Genomic DNA, 16,004 nt, shown 5'->3' with positions numbered 1-16,004 from the left:
ATGCGTACCGCTTACAGCGTGGAGACCGTACGGACCGCCGAGGCCGAACTGATGGCGCGCCTGCCACAGGGCGCGCTCATGCAACGGGCCGCTGCCGGGCTCGCCGCGGCCTGCGCGGATCTGCTCGGCCGGGTGTACGGCGCGCGGGTCGTGCTGCTCGTCGGGAGCGGGGACAACGGCGGCGACGCGCTGTACGCGGGGGCGCGGCTGGCGCGGCGGGGAGCCGGGGTGTCGGCGGTCCCGCTGGGGGCGCGCATCCATGAGGGCGGCCTCGCCGCCCTGCTCGGCGCGGGCGGTCGGGTCGCGGACGACCCCTTCGAGGTGCTGGCCGCGGCGGACCTGGTACTGGACGGCATCACCGGGATCGGCGGGCACGGCGGGCTGCGTCCTGACGCGTTGCCGGTGGCGCGGGCCGCGCGCGGGTCCGACGCCGTCGTCGTCGCGGTGGATCTGCCGAGCGGGGTGGAGGCGGACACCGGGGAGGTACGGGGCGAGGCGCTGCGCGCGGATGCGACGGTGACCTTCGGTACGTACAAGCCGGGGCTGCTGATCGACCCGGCGAAGGAGTACGCGGGCACGGTGCGGCTCGTCGGCATCGGCCTGGAGCCGCATCTGCCGTCCGTGCCGGACCTCGAGGCGCTCCAACACGCGGATGTGGCTCGGCTGTTGCCGGCGCCGGCCGCGGAGAGCGACAAGTACCGGCGGGGCGTCGTGGGCGTCGTCGCCGGGTCCGCGCGTTATCCGGGCGCGGCGGTGCTCGCTGTCGCGGGCGCGCTGCGCGGCGGCGCGGGGGCTGTGCGGTACGTCGGGCCCGCGGCGGAGGCTGTGATCGCCCGCTTCCCGGAGGCCCTGGTCCACAGCGGACCCCCGTCGAAGGCGGGCCGGGTGCAGGCGTGGGTCGTCGGCCCGGGGCTCGGCGACGGTCTGGATGTCGTACAGGACGTACTGGACTCCGACGTGCCGGTCCTGGTCGACGCGGACGGCCTGCGGCCGCTCGACGCGTCGGCGCTGCGGGACCGCGGCGCGCCCACGCTGTTGACCCCGCACGCGGGGGAGGCGGCCGCGCTGCTGGGCGTACCGCGCGAGGAGGTGGAGTCCGCGCGGCTCGCCTCCGTGCGGGAACTGGCCTCGCGCTTTGGAGCGACGGTGCTGCTCAAAGGCTCGACGACACTGGTCGCCGCCCCGGACGGCGGCCGTTCCCCGGTCCGGGTGAACCCCATGGGCACGCCCTGGCTGGCGACGGCCGGCAGCGGCGACGTCCTGTCGGGCCTGACGGGCGCGCTGCTCTCGGCGGGCCTCGACGCTCGCGACGCGGGCTCGGCGGCGGCGTATCTGCACGGCCTGGCGGCCCGCCACGCGATCACGGAGGGCGCGCCGATCACGGCGTACGAGGTGGCGGGGGCGCTGCGGTCGGCGTGGCGCGACGTGCAGGAGACGGGCTGACGTGCGGGAGTGACGGTCTGACGTGCAGGAGTGATGGGGCCGGGCAGCCGCGACTTCGGCGAAACCGCCCTCCGTTTCCCCGAAACCGTGATCAACCGCACAGGCGCAGACTTGTTGAACTCCGCACCGGTTGTACGACCGCCGTCGTACCCCTCTGAGACACTGGGCCCGATGAGCCAGACACCGCCCCTGAGAGCCCGCGCCGAGATCGACCTCGCGGCCCTGCGCGCCAATGTGCGTGCGCTGCGTGCCCGAGCGCCCCGTGCTGCCCTCATGGCCGTGGTGAAGTCGGACGCGTACGGACACGGCATGGTGCCCTGCGCCAAGGCCGCGCTCGCGGCCGGGGCGACCTGGCTCGGGACCGCCACGCCGCAAGAGGCCCTCGCCCTGCGCGAGGCAGGCATCCGGAGCAGGGTCCTGTGCTGGCTGTGGACGCCCGGCGGCCCCTGGCGGGAGGGCATCGAGGCCGATCTCGACATGGCCGTGAGCGGCTTGTGGGCTCTCACGGAGGTCACCGCCGCCGCCCGCGAGGCCGGGCGACCGGCGCGGATCCAGCTCAAGGCCGACACCGGGCTCGGGCGCAACGGCTGTCAGCCCGCCGACTGGCCCGAGCTCATCGCCGCAGCACTCGCCGCCGAGGCCGAGGGCACCGTAGAGGTCACCGGGCTCTGGTCGCACTTCGCCTGCGCCGACGAGCCCGGGCACCCCTCCATCGCCGCCCAGATGGACGTGTTCCGCCAGATGGTGGCGTACGCCGAGAAGGCGGGCATCGAGCCGGAGGTCCGGCACATCGCCAACTCCCCGGCGACGCTGACCCTCCCCGAGACGCACTTCGATCTCGTACGGGCGGGCATCGCGATGTACGGCGTCTCGCCCAGCCCCGAGCTCGGCACGCCCGCAGACTTCGGGCTGCGGCCCGTGATGACGCTCGCCGCCTCCGTGGCGCTGGTCAAGCAGGTCCCGGCGGGCCACGGCGTCAGCTATGGCCATCACTACGTCACCACGGACGAGACGACGCTCGGCCTCATCCCCCTCGGCTACGCGGACGGCATCCCGCGCCATGCGTCCGGCCGTGGGCCTGTCCTGGTCGGCGGCGAGTGGCGACGGGTGGCCGGCCGGGTCGCCATGGACCAGTTCGTAGTCGATCTTGGCGGGCAGAAGATCCCGGAAGGTACCGAAGCGCTGCTGTTCGGACCGGGCGACCGGGGCGAGCCGAGCGCCGAGGACTGGGCGCAGGCGGCGGACACCATCGCGTACGAGATTGTCACCCGCATCGGAACGAGAGTTCCGCGCGTCTTCCTGAACGAGGACCCCGACGAGTAGGAGCGGCACGGTGAGCGAGACCAGCACGGGGCCCGTAGTGGCCGCCGCGGCGACGGCTGCCACGACGGGCAACTGGCGCCGGGCGGGCATCGCGGGTGCCGCGATAGGCGTGATCGCCGCCGGCGCGGCCGCGGGCGTCGCGCTCGAACGCCTCACGGTCGGCCGCGGCATGCGCAAGAAGGCGCGGCTCGCGCTGGACGCGTCGGGGCCGTACGGCTCTCTGCGCGGGCTGCCGGGCAAGGCGATCGCCGACGACGGCACCGAGCTCTACTACGAGGCCGACGAGGTGGACCCGGAAGCGGGTGCCCCGCGCCGCCGCAGGCTCTTCGGCCGCAAGGCGCCCGCCCCGGTCACCGTCGTCTTCAGCCATGGCTACTGCCTGAGCCAGGACTCCTGGCACTTCCAGCGCGCGGCTCTGCGCGGCCTGGTGCGCACCGTGTACTGGGACCAGCGCAGCCACGGCCGTTCGGCCAGGGGAGCGGCCCAGTCCGGCGAGGACGCTGTGCCGGTCGCCATCGACCAGCTGGGCCGCGACCTCAAGGCGGTGATCGACGCGGCCGCGCCCGAGGGCCCGCTGGTGCTGGTCGGGCACTCCATGGGCGGGATGACGGTGATGGCGCTCGCCGACCATTTCCCCGAGCTGGTACGGGAGCGGGTCTCCGGAGTCGCCTTCATCGGCACCTCGGCCGGCAGGCTCGGCGAGGTCAACTACGGCCTGCCGGTCGCGGGCGTGAACGCGGTGCGCCGGGTGCTCCCGGGCGTGCTCAAGGCGCTCGGCTCGCAGGCCGAACTGGTCGAGCGGGGCCGCCGCGCCACTGCCGACCTCTTCGCAGGCCTCATCAAGCGGTACTCGTTCTCGTCCAGGGACGTGGACCCGGCGGTGGCCCGGTTCGCGGAGCGGATGATCGAGGGCACGCCGATCGATGTGGTCGCGGAGTTCTACCCGGCGTTCGTGGAGCACGACAAGGCCGAGGCGCTCGAGATCTTCCGCGAGGTGCCGGTGCTCGTCCTGGCAGGTGACAAGGATCTGGTGACGCCGAGCTCGCACAGCGAGGCGATCGCGGACCTGCTGCCGGACTCGGAGCTGGTGATCGTGCCGGACGGCGGGCATCTGGTGATGCTGGAGCACCCGGAGGTCGTCACGGACCGGCTGGCCGACCTGCTGGCCCGGGTCGGCGCGGTCCCGGCACCGGCTAACGTTGGCCCGTATGGAAGCACCGCACAGCCCGGCGGCTGAGAGCGCCACCAACTCCACCAGCGCCGCCCGCCCCACCAGCGCCGCCCGTCTCCCTGTCGAGTCCCCCGAGCAGATGCAGGAGTTGGGTCGCCGGCTCGCGAAGCTGCTGCGCGCCGGCGACCTGGTGATGCTCACCGGCGAGCTCGGCGCGGGCAAGACGACGCTGACCCGCGGCCTGGGCGAGGGCCTCGGAGTCCGCGGCGCCGTCACATCCCCGACCTTCGTCATCGCCCGCGTCCACCCCTCGCTGACCGGCGGCCCTGCCCTGGTGCATGTGGACGCGTACCGGCTGGGCGGCGGCCTCGACGAGATGGAGGACCTCGATCTCGACGTCTCGCTGCCGGAATCGGTGGTGGTCGTGGAGTGGGGCGTCGGCAAGGTCGAGGACCTCTCGGACGACCGGCTGCAAGTGCTGATCCACCGGAAGGTCGGCGACACGGACGACGACCGCCGCGAGGTCACCCTGACGGGCTTCGGCGCGCGCTGGGCGATGGTCGACCTGATGGCCCTGGGGGCCTGAGCCGTACTCCACCGGTACTCCACCGCCGTATGTATGCACGGTCAGTGTGTACGTTCCGACAAGACGTCGGCAAAGTGTTGCGCAGGCCGTGCCGGGCGTGGTCACATGGTATCGAGCAGGTTAGGTCTGCCTAACCACGACTGCCCCCGGAGCCCCAGGAGGCGTCCATGTCGGCATCCGAGCGCGAATCCCAGTCACGGCAGCAGCCGGCGCGGCCGCAGGCGCTGACGCCGTCGGCCCTGTCGATGCGCGATCTTCTGGCGTCGTGCGCGGCGGCCAGCGCGGTCTCCACTCCGCCCCGTGAGGAACGGCTCCCCGAGGAGCGTGAAACTCGGCGCGACGCCGCGTAGTCCGTACGGGCTACGGGCTACGAGCCACGGGCTTACGGGACGACGACGACCTTCGAGCCGATCGACGCGAACTCCCACATCGCGTCGCCGTCCGCCCGCTTCATCCGTACGCCGCCGGTCTTCTTGTCCGGGTTCGGGCTCGCCATCGACCCGTTCACCGCCGCGCTGAAGCCGATCGCCACATCGTCGACGCTCGCGAACCGCACCACATGCTCGATCGGCACCCCGTCCGACCCGGGGACGGTACCGGACCGCGAGGTCACCGCGTACACACCGGGCGGCGGGCTGACCGTCGACGGCATGACCTCGAAGGTCCGCGTCAGCTTCCCGTTCTCGCCCACCAGCCACACGCGCCGCTCGGACAGCGAGTACACGACGCGCACGCCGACACCCGACTTCGCGGGCAGCTCGAGCGGGTTCTTGGAATTGTGCTTGGGGCTGCCGGAGGCATGCGCGGACGGGACCGGGGTGTTGGGCTTGCCGAGCTGGTCGGGGGCGCTCGCCGACGCCTGGTAGGCGAGGTATCCGACGACGGCCAGAGCGGCTGCCGTGAGCCCGGCCACGAGTCCCGAGCTGCTCCGTGCCACCGTGCCCACCTTTCGAAAGTACGTATCCGTGGTGACGGTAGCAGCAGCCGCTTCCCTGGACGCGGCACCGTGCCCGGGCGCCGGAGCCGTAGGCTGTTTGCGTGCTCTTGCTCGCCGTTGATACCGCCACGCCCGCCGTCACCGCCGCCCTCCACGACGGCAATTCCGTCGTCGCCGAGTCCAGTCGCGTCGACGCCCGCCGGCACGGGGAACTGCTGCTGCCCGCCGTCGACCGCGTCCTGGCCGAGGCCGGGGTGAAGCTCGACGCCGTCACCGCCGTGGTGGCCGGCGTCGGCCCCGGTCCGTACACCGGGCTGCGCGTCGGACTGGTCACGGCCTCGACCTTCGGCTCGGCACTGGGCGTTCCGGTGTACGGGCTGTGCACGCTGGACGGGCTGGCGTACGCCTCCGGTCTGGAGGAGCCGTTCGTGGTGGCGACGGACGCGCGCCGCAAAGAGGTGTACTGGGCGCGGTACGAGTCCGCCCGCGGCCGCGTGAGCGAGCCCGCCGTCGACCGGCCCGCCGACATTGCCGAGCAGGTCGCGGGCCTGCCCGCGGTCGGCGCCGGAGCGCTGCTCTACCCCGAGACCTTCCCGGACGCCCGCAGGCCCGAGCATGTCTCGGCCGGGGCGCTGGCCGCGCTGGCCGCCGAGAAGCTGGCCGCCGGGGATGACTTCCTGCCGCCGCTGCCGCTGTATCTGCGCCGGCCGGACGCCCAGGTGCCGAAGAACTACAAGGTGGTCACGCCCAAGTGACCGACCGACCGACCGACCGATCCACCGACCGATCCACCGACCGGCCCACTGCTGTGCTGCGTGAGATGCGCTGGTGGGACCTGGAGCATGTGCTCGCGCTCGAGCACGCGCTGTTCCCGGAGGACGCCTGGTCGGCCGGGATGTTCTGGTCCGAGCTCGCCCATGCGCGTGGCCCGCGGGCCACCCGCCGCTATGTGGTGGCCGAGGCGGAAGGGAAGATCGTCGGATACGCGGGCCTCGCGGCGGCCGGCGGCCTCGGAGACGTACAGACGATCGCCGTCGCCCGCGACCAGTGGGGCACGGGACTCGGCTCCCGGCTCCTGACCGACCTGCTGCAGCACGCCACCGCCTTCGAGTGCGACGAGGTGCTCCTCGAAGTGCGCGTGGACAACACCAGGGCCCAGAAGCTGTACGAGCGCTTCGGCTTCGAGCCCATCGGATTCCGCCGCGGCTACTACCAGCCGGGCAATGTCGACGCCCTCGTCATGCGGCTCCACGTACAAGGAACAGAGACTTAACTGATGGCTGACGAACCGCTCGTACTGGGCATCGAGACTTCCTGCGACGAGACCGGCGTCGGCGTCGTCCGCGGTACGACCCTGCTCGCGGACGCCATCGCGTCCAGCGTGGACACGCACGCCCGGTTCGGCGGCGTGGTGCCCGAGATCGCGTCACGCGCGCATCTGGAGGCGATGGTTCCGACCATCGAGCGCGCCCTGAAGGACGCGGGCGTCTCGGCGCGCGACCTGGACGGCATCGCGGTGACGGCGGGGCCGGGTCTAGCGGGCGCGCTGCTGGTCGGGGTCTCGGCGGCGAAGGCGTACGCGTACGCACTGGGCAAGCCGTTGTACGGGGTGAACCACCTGGCCTCGCACATCTGCGTCGACCAGCTGGAGCACGGACCGCTGCCCGAGCCGACGATGGCGCTGCTGGTGAGCGGTGGCCACTCGTCGCTGCTGTTCGCGCCCGACATCACATCTGACGTACGACCGATGGGCGCGACGATCGACGACGCGGCGGGCGAGGCCTTCGACAAGATCGCGCGGGTCCTTGACCTGGGCTTCCCGGGCGGTCCGGTGATCGACCGGCTGGCGAAGGAGGGCGACCCGGCGGCGATCGCGTTCCCGCGCGGCCTCACCGGCTCGCGCGACCCGGCGTACGACTTCTCCTTCTCGGGGCTCAAGACCTCGGTGGCCCGCTGGATCGAGGCCAAGCGGGCGGCGGGCGAGGAGGTGCCCGTACGGGATGTGGCGGCGTCGTTCCAGGAGGCGGTCGTCGATGTGCTGACCCGCAAGGCGGTGCGCGCCTGCCAGGACCAGGGCGTCGACCACCTGATGATCGGCGGCGGTGTGGCCGCCAACTCGCGGCTGCGGGCGCTTGCCCAGGAGCGCTGCGAGCGGGCGGGGATCCGGCTGCGGGTGCCGCGGCCGGGGCTGTGCACGGACAACGGCGCGATGGTGGCGGCGCTCGGGGCGGAGATGGTGGCGCGCAACCGGCCCGCCTCCGACTGGGAGCTGTCCGCGGACTCGTCGCTTCCGGTGACGGATCCGCATGTCCCGGGGCACGCCCACGACCACGATCATGTGCACGAGATCAGCAAGGACAACCTCTACTCATGACGGTCGCGCTGATGTGGGAGGCCCGGGCCGTGCAGGGGCGAGGCGCGGAGCTGCTCGAATGGGCGCGGGCCCAGGAGCTGGCGAGTGAGCCGGTGCGCCGCGAGACGTTCCGGGCGCCTGGGGACCGGGTGCTGGTGATCACCTGGTGGGAGGGGTCCGACGTGGGCGCGGAGCTGCCCGAAATCCCGGAGCCGGACGCCGAGTTGATCACACGGGCGGTGCACCGCTGGCGCTTCGAGTCGCTGGAGACGCTGCCGTCCTGAGCCGTCCTGAGCCGTCCTGAGCCGTCCTGAGCCGTCCCGGGCCGTCCCGGGCCGTCCGGTGGCCGCTCCTGCAATTTCTCAGAAGAATTCGCCGAAGAATCTGCCGGCGGATGTCGATCCGGCCGTCTCCCGTTCGACGCATGGGTGAGAGGCGGGGAACGGCCCCGTCCTCCCGACCGAGGAGTCACCATGCCGCGCTACCTGTCGTTGATCCGTATCGACGAGCAGAACGCCCCCGCCGAGGGGCCCAGCCCCGAGCTCATGGAGCGCATGGGCGCGCTGCTCGAGGAGGTCACCAAGGCCGGGGTCATGCTGGACACCGCCGGGCTCACCCCGACCTCCGAGGGCACCCGGGTCACCTGGTCCGGCGGGAAGCTGAGCTACACGGACGGGCCCTTCACCGAGAGCAAGGAAGTCATCGGCGGCTACGCCATCATGCAGTGCAAGGACAAGGCCGAGGCCCTGGAGTGGACCAAGCGCTTCCTGCAGGTCCACGAGGATTTCTGGACCGTCACCGCCGAGGTCCGCGAGATCGCCGAGGGTTGATCCGGCCGCGCTTGCCCCGCCTCCATGCGGCTGCTCTGATGGGTGGCTGTGACGGCAGCAAGCGCGATGGAAACGGTCGAAGCGGTATTCAGGATCGAGTCCGCGCGGATCATCGCCGGCGTCACCCGCATCGTTCGGGACGTGGGCATCGCCGAGGAGATCGCGCAGGACGCTCTGGTCGCCGCGCTGGAGCAGTGGCCGGAGTCGGGTGTCCCGGACAAGCCGGGCGCCTGGCTCATGGCCACCGCCAAGCACCGCGCGATCGATCTCGTACGCCGCAAGGAGACCTACGCCCGCAAGCTGGCGGAGGTCGGGCGCACCCTGGAGGACGTGCCGCCGCTCGAGCCGGCCGACGCCGAGGACATTGATGACGACCTGCTGCGACTGATCTTCACCGCCTGCCATCCGGTGCTTTCCACCGAGGCGCGGATCGCGCTCACACTGCGCCTGCTCGGCGGTCTGACGACCGAGGAGATCGCCCGCGCCTTCCTGGCCACGGAGCCGACCGTCGCCCAGCGCATCGTCCGCGCCAAACGCGCCCTCGCCAAGGCGGGCGTCCCCTTCGAAGTGCCGTACGGCTCCGAGCGCGCCGCGCGCCTGGACTCCGTACTGGAAGTCATCTACCTCGTCTTCAACGAGGGCTACTCCGCGACCGCAGGCGACGACTGGCAGCGCCCGGCCCTCTGCGAGGACGCCCTACGGCTTGCCCGGGTGCTGGCCGGCCTTATGCCCAAGGAACCCGAAGTCCACGGCCTGGTCGCACTGTTGGAGATCCAGGCATCCCGCACGGCCGCGCGCACCGGCCCGGGCGGCGAGCCCGTGCTGCTCGCCGACCAGAACCGCTCCCGCTGGAACCAACTGCTGATCCGCCGCGGATTCGCGGCGCTCGGCCGCGCGAACGCGGTGGCGGCCGGGGCCCCCGGGCCGTACGCACTCCAGGCCGCGATCGCCGCCTGCCACGCCAAGGCGGTGCGCTACGAGGAGACGGACTGGTCCGCGATCGCCGCCCTGTACGGGCAACTCGCCGCCCTCGCCCCGTCCCCCGTCGTGGAGTTGAACCGCGCGGTCGCGGTCGCGATGGCCGAAGGCCCGGCGGCGGGCCTGGAGCTGGTGGACGCGCTGGCGGAGGAGCCCGCGCTGAAGGAGTACCACTTGCTGCCGAGCGTGCGCGGGGATCTGCTGGCGCGGCTGGGCCGACGGGCTGAAGCGCGGGCGGAGTTCGAACGGGCGGCGTCCCTGACCCGTAACGCACGGGAGAGGGAGTTGCTGCTGGCGCGGGCGGAGGAGCGCGGCTGACCGCGGCTGATCACCCCTCCGGTACGGTCGGGGCGTCCCCGGTCCGCCGCACCCGAGAAGGAACCGCATGCCCAGCCGTACGTTGCCGCCGCCTCCGCCGCCCGTCGAGATGCGGGCCTGGCCCGGCCGTGAGGCTTTGCTCGCCGACCGGGCGCGGGCGATGGGCGAGTTGATCCGGCTGAGCATCGGGGTGCCACGACTGCTGCTGCTGTGGCTGACCGTGGCGGGCTTCGCGGTGGGGTGGAGCCTGATCGGCGCCGCGCTGGCGGCATTCGAGGAGAGCATCGACCCGCTCAGCTACCTCTTCGGCGGGATCTTCGCGTGTATCGGTGCCGCGTGCATGATCCCGACCGGCTTCGTGATCGGGTTCGGCATCCGTCGCGACAAGCTGGTGCGTGAACGGCTCGGCCAGTGGTCGTCGTTGGAGCGTGACCCCCTGCGCGACGCCCACTTGCGGTCGCCGGCGCAGAGCCTGTTCTGGTTCATACCGTCGTTTCTGCTGGGCGCCCTGGGGCTGTGGATGTGCTTCGCGATTCCGGCGACGGCGAAGCCCGGGCGGGAGACGTATGCAGACGTCGCTTTGATGATGGGGCTGGGCTTCATCTTCTGGCTGACGGGCCTGATCGGTGTCGCGAAGGCGGTGAGCCACTACCGGTGGGCGGTGCGGCTGCTGGGCGCCGCGCACCGCTGAGCTCCGATGCTGTCAGTGCAGGGACCGGACTTCGTCGCTCGGCAGGTCCAAGGTCAGGCACGCAGCGAACGAAGGCCGGTCGTCGCAGGGCGTGATGCCGCTGCGCGGCGCGGCCGGGGCGGTGCCCTCGAAGAGCTCGCGTGCCACGTCTGCCTGACTCCCGGCCTGCCGCATCCGCCGCAGCGCGCGGTACCCCGGCTTACGCAGGCCGCCCGATCAGCATCGTCGGCGCCCCCGCCACCCTCGTCAGAAACACCGTCGCCGCGTTCGGCCCCTGCGGCTTCACCTTGCGGCGCAGCTCTTCCGGCTCCACCGCCGAGCCTCGCTTCTTCACCGTCAGGACGCCGACCCCGCGCTCCCGCAGCAGCGCCTTCAACCTCTTCAGACTGAAGGGGAGTTCATCGGTGATCTCATACGCCGTCGCGTACGGCGTCGCCCGTAGCCCGTCCGCCGTGATGTACGCGATCGTCTCGTCGATCAGCCCGCCGTCCAGCTGCTCGGCGACCTCGGCGACCAGATGCGCGCGGATGACCGCGCCGTCGGGCTCGTAAAGGAAGCGGCCCACCTTGCGCACCGCCGGGTCGGGCAGGCCAGTGCCGGTGAGTGAGCGCGGGCCCGGCAGCAGCGTGGCGCCGACCGTGCCCGGGCGCGTACCGAACCAGAGCACTGCCTCCTTCACGTCGCCGCCGTCCGAGATCCACTCCGCCTCGGCGTCCTCGGGGACGGCCTCGTGCGGGATGCCGGGTGCGATCTTGAGCGCGGCGCGCGGGCGGGTGCGGGCCGCGCCGATCGCCCAGGACAGGGGCGGGGAGTACGCCTCCGGGTCGAAAATGCGGCCCCGGCCGCCCCGCCGGGCCGGGTCCACGAACACCGCGTCGTACGCGGCCGTGTCCACCTCTGTGACATCCGCGCAGCGGACCTCGATCAGCTGCGCCAGCCCCAGCGCGTCGGCGTTCGCACGTGCTACTTCGGCCGTCAGCGGGTCCCGGTCCACCGCAAGCACCCGGATCCCGGCCCGGGCGAGTGCGATCGCGTCGCCGCCGATCCCGCTGCACAGGTCCGCCACGCTGCGTACGCCGAGTCCCGCGAAGCGCCCGGCGCGGTACGAGGCGACGGCGCGGCGGGTCGCCTGCTCGACGCCGTTCGGCGTGAAGAACATCCGCCGCGCGTCCTCGGCCCCGAACTTCGCGACCGCCCGCTGTCGCAGCCGCGCCTGCCCCAGCGCCGCCGATACCAGCGCGGTCGGGTGCTCGCGGCGCAGCCGGGTGGCCGTGGCCAGCTCCTGCGCCGGGTCGTAGGCGTCCAGGGAGTCCAGCAGCGCCCGCCCCTCATCGGTGAGCAGTGCGGCGAAGGAGGCGAGGGGATCCAGGTCGTTCACCCGGCCCATTGTGGGCCAGGCGGGGGATGGTGCGCCCGCGGTGGCGGTGTCGGCCGGGCCGTACGGATCCGTGCTGACAGGATCCGGCGACATGCAGCTAGTAAGACAAAATGAGAAAAATCGTGCGCGGCGGAGCCGTGCAGTCCTGGCCGTGCTCCTCGTCGCCGCCCTCGGCTCCGCCTGTGCGGCCGAGCCCCCGCGACCTGCCGCCGGCGCGAACGCCGCCCGGGGCAAGGCGAAGCGGCCCGGCCCGGCCGGCGCGCTCTCCGCGTACGTGGAGAAGGTCAAGCGCACCCAGGCCGAACGCGCCGCCGCCGCCAAGAAGTGGGGCCTGGCCAACACCCCGCTCGCCGCGCCCCAGCCCCCCGCCACCAAACCGGAGATCACCACCCGCAAGGGCTTCGAGGTCGAGGACGGCGAGTCCTTGCCACCCGTCTTCACGACCGTGCCGGTCAAGGAGAAGATCGTCTTCCTGACGATCGACGACGGTTCGGAGAAGGACCCCGCCCTGCTCCAGATGATGAGCGAGCTCCAGATCCCGTACAGCGCCTTCCTCAGCGACTACGTGATCAACGACAACTACGGCTACTTCGAGCAGATGCAGGACCGCGGCGTCTCGCTGCACAACCACACCCTCAACCACCGCTATATGCCCGGCCTTTCGTACGCCGAGCAGGAGCACGAGATCTGCGACCAGCAGACCAAGCTCGAGGAGCGGTACGGCAAACGGCCCCGGCTCTTCCGCCCGCCGTACGGCAACTACAACAAGAAGACCCTGCGCGCCGCCCAGTCGTGCGGGGTGAAAGCCGTGCCCCTGTGGGCCGCCGAGGCGTTTCCCGATCACATGGAGTGGCGGGAGTGGGACCAGGATCTGCACCCCGGCGACATCATCCTCACCCACTTCCGCGGCAGCGATGACTGGGAGGGCACCATGCCCGACATGATCCGGCGGGTCATGAAGACGGTCACCGACAGGGGCTACGCCGTGGCAAAGCTGGAGGACTACGTATGACGCAGGCGCACCGGCTGCTGGCCGGACTGCTGGCGGCCGGTGCGCTTCTCACCACGGGGTGCGCACAGTCGGTGGACCCCCTCGAGCGGCTCGGGCGCAAGGCCGCGAAGCAGGTCACGCCGGGCGCAGGCGCGCCGGGCGCCGCCCACCTGCGGTGGGGGCTGGCCCGGCCGCTGGCCGCCGCGCCGAAGCCGCCCGCACGCCGGCTCTCGGCGCCGCCCGTGGTGCACCGGGTGCCCACCCGCGACAAGGTCGTCTTCCTCACCTTCGACGAGCGCGCGGCGCGCGATCAGCGGTTCGTACGGATGGCGGGCGAGCTGAAGTTGCCGGTCAGCGTGTTCCACACGGCCCGGCATCCGGACCTGCGCACGCTCTCGTACGAGGGACAGCGCGCCGAGATCTGCGGACACCATGAGGTCCGCCTCTTCCGCCCGCCGCACGGCGCGTACAACGAGGACACGCTGCGGGCGGCGGCCGACTGCGGGGTCCGCGCGGTGGTCCTGGGGCGGGAGTACGCGGACGGCGAACAGTTGCGGCCCGGCGAGATCGTGCGGGCGGATGCCCGAACGGCGGCACGGCTGCTGCGCCGTATCGAAGAGCAGGGATACGCGGTGGCGCGCCTGGAGGACTACGTCTGAGCCCTCGTGCCGCGGGGCGTGGGCCTGCGGAACCAATGGGTCGGGGGCGACGTTCTCCGTACCGGGATCAGCGCGGCGCGCGCCGTTGATTGGCACTCCGCTTGACCGAGTGCTAATCGCAGTCATAGTCTCGGGTCTGGCACTCCCCACTGGAGAGTGCCAACACAGCGACGGGCAGGTCCGGCACCCGCGACGACGGATCCACCTGGTCGCCACCTCAGACAGTTAGCCCCGTGAGATCTCCGAAGGGGGAGGTCGGATCGTGACGACCGCCAGCTCCAAGGTTGCCATCAAGCCGCTCGAGGACCGTATTGTGGTCCAGCCGCTCGACGCCGAGCAGACCACGGCCTCTGGCCTGGTCATCCCGGACACCGCGAAGGAGAAGCCCCAGGAGGGCGTCGTCCTCGCGGTGGGCCCGGGTCGCTTCGAGAACGGCGAGCGTCTGCCGCTCGACGTCAAGACCGGCGACGTCGTGCTGTACAGCAAGTACGGCGGCACCGAAGTCAAGTACAACGGCGAGGAGTACCTCGTCCTCTCGGCTCGCGACGTACTCGCGATCATCGAGAAGTAGGTCGGGGGTCTGGGGGTCGCCCCCAGAGGACTCCGCACCCGAAGTTGTTTGATCTGCGCCCCTGGCCCCCGCACTGATGTAGCCGGGAGGTCAGGGGCGCAGTTCGTTTGAGAGGACAGAGAAGCTCCCATGGCGAAGATCCTGAAGTTCGACGAGGACGCCCGTCGCGCCCTCGAGCGCGGCGTCAACAAGCTTGCCGACACGGTCAAGGTGACGATCGGCCCCCGCGGCCGCAACGTCGTCATCGACAAGAAGTTCGGCGCCCCCACCATCACCAACGACGGTGTCACGATCGCCCGTGAGGTCGAGCTCGACGACCCGTACGAGAAACCTCGGCGCCCAGCTGGTGAAGGAGGTGGCGACCAAGACCAACGACATCGCGGGTGACGGCACCACCACCGCCACCGTGCTGGCCCAGGCGCTGGTCCGCGAGGGCCTGCGCAACGTCGCAGCCGGCGCGTCCCCGGCCGCCCTGAAGAAGGGCATCGATGCCGCGGTCAAGGCCGTGTCCGAGGAACTCCTCGCGACCGCCCGCCCGATCGAGGACAAGGCCGACATCGCCGCCGTCGCCGCGCTCTCCGCGCAGGACCAGCAGGTCGGCCAGCTCATCGCCGAGGCGATGGACAAGGTCGGCAAGGACGGTGTCATCACCGTCGAGGAGTCCAACGCCTTCGGTCTGGAGCTCGACTTCACCGAGGGCATGGCCTTCGACAAGGGCTACCTGTCGCCGTACATGGTGAGCGACCAGGAGCGTATGGAGGCCGTCCTCGACGACCCGTACATCCTGATCCACCAGGGCAAGATCGCCTCCATCCAGGACCTGCTGCCGCTGCTGGAGAAGATCATCCAGGCGGGTGGCTCCAAGCCGCTGCTGATCATCGCCGAGGACGTCGAGGGCGAAGCCCTGTCGACCCTGGTCGTGAACAAGATCCGCGGCACCTTCAACGCGGTGGCCGTCAAGGCCCCCGGCTTCGGCGACCGCCGCAAGGCGATGCTCGGCGACATGGCCGCCCTCACGGGTGCCACCGTCATCGCCGAGGAGGTCGGCCTCAAGCTCGACCAGGCCGGTCTGGACGTGCTGGGCACCGCCCGCCGCGTGACCGTCTCCAAGGACGACACCGTCATCGTCGACGGTGGCGGCAACCACGAGGACGTCGTCGGCCGTATCAACCAGATCAAGGCCGAGATCGAGTCCACGGACTCCGACTGGGACCGCGAGAAGCTCCAGGAGCGCCTCGCGAAGCTGGCCGGCGGCGTGTGCGTGATCAAGGTCGGCGCCGCCACCGAGGTGGAGCTGAAGGAGAAGAAGCACCGTCTGGAGGACGCCATCTCCGCGACCCGCGCCGCGGTCGAGGAGGGCATCGTCTCCGGTGGTGGCTCCGCGCTCGTCCACGCCGCCAAGGTGCTCGAGGGCAACCTCGGCAAGGAGGGCGACGAGGCCACCGGTGTCGCGGTCGTCCGCCGCGCCGTCGTGGAGCCGCTGCGCTGGATCGCCGAGAACGCCGGCCTCGAGGGCTACGTCATCACCTCCAAGGTGGCGGAGCTGGACGCGGGCCAGGGCTTCAACGCCGCGACCGGCGAGTACGGCGACCTGGTGAAGGCCGGCGTCATCGACCCGGTCAAGGTCACGCGCTCCGCGCTGGAGAACGCCGCGTCCATCGCCTCGCTGCTGCTCACGACCGAGACCCTGGTCGTCGAGAAGCCGGCCGAGGAGGAGGCCGACGCGGGTCACGGCCACGGCCACGGTCACAGCCACTGACGTCGCACGACGTGTG

Annotated in this window: 18 protein-coding genes and 1 pseudogene; 16 read left to right on the top strand and 3 right to left on the bottom strand. The window is 71.7% G+C overall.

Features of this window, described 5'->3' with window-relative positions; translation table 11 throughout:
• The 5 genes from QFZ67_RS15300 to QFZ67_RS15280 all read left to right on the top strand — a co-directional run bounded on the left by QFZ67_RS15300 (window position 1) and on the right by QFZ67_RS15280 (window position 4,873).
• Window positions 1-1,443, top strand: a complete 1,443-nt coding sequence (locus QFZ67_RS15300) for an NAD(P)H-hydrate dehydratase (RefSeq protein WP_307661657.1) — start codon at window positions 1-3, stop codon at window positions 1,441-1,443.
• A 171-nt stretch (window positions 1,444-1,614) separates the two neighbouring features.
• Window positions 1,615-2,766, top strand: a complete 1,152-nt coding sequence (gene alr, locus QFZ67_RS15295) for an alanine racemase (RefSeq protein ID WP_307661656.1) — start codon at window positions 1,615-1,617, stop codon at window positions 2,764-2,766.
• 10 nt (window positions 2,767-2,776) lie between these two features.
• The gene (locus QFZ67_RS15290; protein ID WP_307661655.1) at window positions 2,777-4,003 is read left to right on the top strand and encodes an alpha/beta fold hydrolase; all 1,227 of its coding nucleotides are present in this window, start codon (window positions 2,777-2,779) and stop codon (window positions 4,001-4,003) included.
• Window positions 3,975-4,523 carry a tRNA (adenosine(37)-N6)-threonylcarbamoyltransferase complex ATPase subunit type 1 TsaE gene (tsaE, locus tag QFZ67_RS15285; protein WP_307661654.1) on the top strand — a complete coding sequence of 183 codons (549 nt, stop codon included), beginning with the start codon at window positions 3,975-3,977 and terminating at the stop codon, window positions 4,521-4,523. The genes QFZ67_RS15290 and tsaE overlap by 29 nt, the downstream gene beginning before the upstream one ends.
• A gap of 167 nt (window positions 4,524-4,690) precedes the next feature.
• Window positions 4,691-4,873 carry a hypothetical protein gene (locus QFZ67_RS15280; RefSeq protein ID WP_307661653.1) on the top strand — a complete coding sequence of 61 codons (183 nt, stop codon included), beginning with the start codon at window positions 4,691-4,693 and terminating at the stop codon, window positions 4,871-4,873.
• Window positions 4,874-4,905: 32 nt separating this feature from the next.
• Here the strand turns inward: QFZ67_RS15280 and QFZ67_RS15275 are convergent, their stop codons facing one another.
• Window positions 4,906-5,460, bottom strand: coding sequence for a L,D-transpeptidase (locus tag QFZ67_RS15275; protein ID WP_307661652.1), 555 nt, complete (start codon window positions 5,458-5,460; stop codon window positions 4,906-4,908).
• Between the two features lie 101 nt (window positions 5,461-5,561).
• Here QFZ67_RS15275 and tsaB point away from each other — a divergent pair, with 101 nt between their 5' ends.
• The 7 genes from tsaB (at window position 5,562) to QFZ67_RS15240 (ending at window position 10,630) form a co-directional block, all read left to right on the top strand.
• Window positions 5,562-6,215: a tRNA (adenosine(37)-N6)-threonylcarbamoyltransferase complex dimerization subunit type 1 TsaB gene (gene tsaB, locus QFZ67_RS15270; protein ID WP_307661651.1), complete on the top strand. Its 654-nt coding sequence runs from the start codon at window positions 5,562-5,564 to the stop codon at window positions 6,213-6,215.
• Between the two features lie 65 nt (window positions 6,216-6,280).
• Window positions 6,281-6,733 carry a ribosomal protein S18-alanine N-acetyltransferase gene (rimI, locus tag QFZ67_RS15265; protein ID WP_307665857.1) on the top strand — a complete coding sequence of 151 codons (453 nt, stop codon included), beginning with the start codon at window positions 6,281-6,283 and terminating at the stop codon, window positions 6,731-6,733.
• Window positions 6,734-6,736: 3 nt separating this feature from the next.
• Window positions 6,737-7,834 (top strand): tRNA (adenosine(37)-N6)-threonylcarbamoyltransferase complex transferase subunit TsaD, encoded by a 1,098-nt coding sequence (gene tsaD / locus QFZ67_RS15260; protein ID WP_307661650.1) that lies wholly within the window; start codon window positions 6,737-6,739, stop codon window positions 7,832-7,834.
• Window positions 7,831-8,097 (top strand): hypothetical protein, encoded by a 267-nt coding sequence (locus QFZ67_RS15255; RefSeq protein ID WP_307661649.1) that lies wholly within the window; start codon window positions 7,831-7,833, stop codon window positions 8,095-8,097. Before tsaD ends, QFZ67_RS15255 begins: the two co-directional genes overlap by 4 nt.
• A gap of 189 nt (window positions 8,098-8,286) precedes the next feature.
• Window positions 8,287-8,643 carry a YciI family protein gene (locus QFZ67_RS15250; RefSeq protein WP_307661648.1) on the top strand — a complete coding sequence of 119 codons (357 nt, stop codon included), beginning with the start codon at window positions 8,287-8,289 and terminating at the stop codon, window positions 8,641-8,643.
• 66 nt (window positions 8,644-8,709) lie between these two features.
• Window positions 8,710-9,939 carry an RNA polymerase sigma factor gene (locus QFZ67_RS15245; RefSeq protein ID WP_307665856.1) on the top strand — a complete coding sequence of 410 codons (1,230 nt, stop codon included), beginning with the start codon at window positions 8,710-8,712 and terminating at the stop codon, window positions 9,937-9,939.
• A gap of 67 nt (window positions 9,940-10,006) precedes the next feature.
• Window positions 10,007-10,630 (top strand): hypothetical protein, encoded by a 624-nt coding sequence (locus QFZ67_RS15240; RefSeq protein WP_307661647.1) that lies wholly within the window; start codon window positions 10,007-10,009, stop codon window positions 10,628-10,630.
• A 12-nt stretch (window positions 10,631-10,642) separates the two neighbouring features.
• Here QFZ67_RS15240 and QFZ67_RS15235 read toward each other — a convergent pair whose 3' ends face one another.
• Together QFZ67_RS15235 and QFZ67_RS15230 are read right to left on the bottom strand one after the other, a co-directional pair.
• Window positions 10,643-10,777 carry a hypothetical protein gene (locus tag QFZ67_RS15235; RefSeq protein ID WP_307661646.1) on the bottom strand — a complete coding sequence of 45 codons (135 nt, stop codon included), beginning with the start codon at window positions 10,775-10,777 and terminating at the stop codon, window positions 10,643-10,645.
• Between the two features lie 52 nt (window positions 10,778-10,829).
• Complete coding sequence (locus tag QFZ67_RS15230) at window positions 10,830-12,017, bottom strand: methyltransferase domain-containing protein (RefSeq protein ID WP_307665855.1); 1,188 nt, start codon at window positions 12,015-12,017, stop codon at window positions 10,830-10,832.
• A gap of 82 nt (window positions 12,018-12,099) precedes the next feature.
• On the opposite strand from QFZ67_RS15230, the gene QFZ67_RS15225 reads away from it, so the two are divergent.
• The 4 genes and pseudogenes from QFZ67_RS15225 to groL all read left to right on the top strand — a co-directional run bounded on the left by QFZ67_RS15225 (window position 12,100) and on the right by groL (window position 15,988).
• Window positions 12,100-13,020: a polysaccharide deacetylase family protein gene (locus QFZ67_RS15225; protein ID WP_307661645.1), complete on the top strand. Its 921-nt coding sequence runs from the start codon at window positions 12,100-12,102 to the stop codon at window positions 13,018-13,020.
• Window positions 13,017-13,658, top strand: a complete 642-nt coding sequence (locus QFZ67_RS15220) for a polysaccharide deacetylase family protein (RefSeq protein WP_307661644.1) — start codon at window positions 13,017-13,019, stop codon at window positions 13,656-13,658. The genes QFZ67_RS15225 and QFZ67_RS15220 overlap by 4 nt, the downstream gene beginning before the upstream one ends.
• A 262-nt stretch (window positions 13,659-13,920) precedes the next feature.
• Complete coding sequence (gene groES, locus QFZ67_RS15215; protein ID WP_003948573.1) at window positions 13,921-14,229, top strand: co-chaperone GroES; 309 nt, start codon at window positions 13,921-13,923, stop codon at window positions 14,227-14,229.
• A gap of 129 nt (window positions 14,230-14,358) precedes the next feature.
• Window positions 14,359-15,988, top strand: a pseudogene (gene groL / locus QFZ67_RS15210) (chaperonin GroEL).
• Window positions 15,989-16,004 lie beyond the last annotated feature (16 nt).

The sequence above is a fragment of the Streptomyces sp. V1I1 genome, assembly GCF_030817355.1.
Lineage (GTDB): Bacteria > Actinomycetota > Actinomycetes > Streptomycetales > Streptomycetaceae > Streptomyces.
The sequence above is the reverse complement of the archived record's forward strand: the minus strand, read 5'-3'. Positions and strand labels throughout refer to the sequence as shown.

What these genes read in the sequence shown, in the direction of transcription:
- QFZ67_RS15300 (WP_307661657.1), top strand. Translation starts at nt 1, where the DNA reads ATGCGTACCGCTTACAGCGTGGAGACCGTACGGACCGCCGAGGCCGAA.
- alr (WP_307661656.1), top strand. Translation starts at nt 1,615, where the DNA reads ATGAGCCAGACACCGCCCCTGAGAGCCCGCGCCGAGATCGACCTCGCG.
- tsaE (WP_307661654.1), top strand. Translation starts at nt 3,975, where the DNA reads ATGGAAGCACCGCACAGCCCGGCGGCTGAGAGCGCCACCAACTCCACC.
- QFZ67_RS15280 (WP_307661653.1), top strand. Translation starts at nt 4,691, where the DNA reads ATGTCGGCATCCGAGCGCGAATCCCAGTCACGGCAGCAGCCGGCGCGG.
- rimI (WP_307665857.1), top strand. Translation starts at nt 6,281, where the DNA reads ATGCGCTGGTGGGACCTGGAGCATGTGCTCGCGCTCGAGCACGCGCTG.
- tsaD (WP_307661650.1), top strand. Translation starts at nt 6,737, where the DNA reads ATGGCTGACGAACCGCTCGTACTGGGCATCGAGACTTCCTGCGACGAG.
- QFZ67_RS15255 (WP_307661649.1), top strand. Translation starts at nt 7,831, where the DNA reads ATGACGGTCGCGCTGATGTGGGAGGCCCGGGCCGTGCAGGGGCGAGGC.
- QFZ67_RS15250 (WP_307661648.1), top strand. Translation starts at nt 8,287, where the DNA reads ATGCCGCGCTACCTGTCGTTGATCCGTATCGACGAGCAGAACGCCCCC.
- QFZ67_RS15245 (WP_307665856.1), top strand. Translation starts at nt 8,710, where the DNA reads ATGGAAACGGTCGAAGCGGTATTCAGGATCGAGTCCGCGCGGATCATC.
- QFZ67_RS15240 (WP_307661647.1), top strand. Translation starts at nt 10,007, where the DNA reads ATGCCCAGCCGTACGTTGCCGCCGCCTCCGCCGCCCGTCGAGATGCGG.
- QFZ67_RS15230 (WP_307665855.1), bottom strand. Translation starts at nt 12,017, where the DNA reads ATGGGCCGGGTGAACGACCTGGATCCCCTCGCCTCCTTCGCCGCACTG.
- QFZ67_RS15225 (WP_307661645.1), top strand. Translation starts at nt 12,100, where the DNA reads ATGCAGCTAGTAAGACAAAATGAGAAAAATCGTGCGCGGCGGAGCCGT.
- QFZ67_RS15220 (WP_307661644.1), top strand. Translation starts at nt 13,017, where the DNA reads ATGACGCAGGCGCACCGGCTGCTGGCCGGACTGCTGGCGGCCGGTGCG.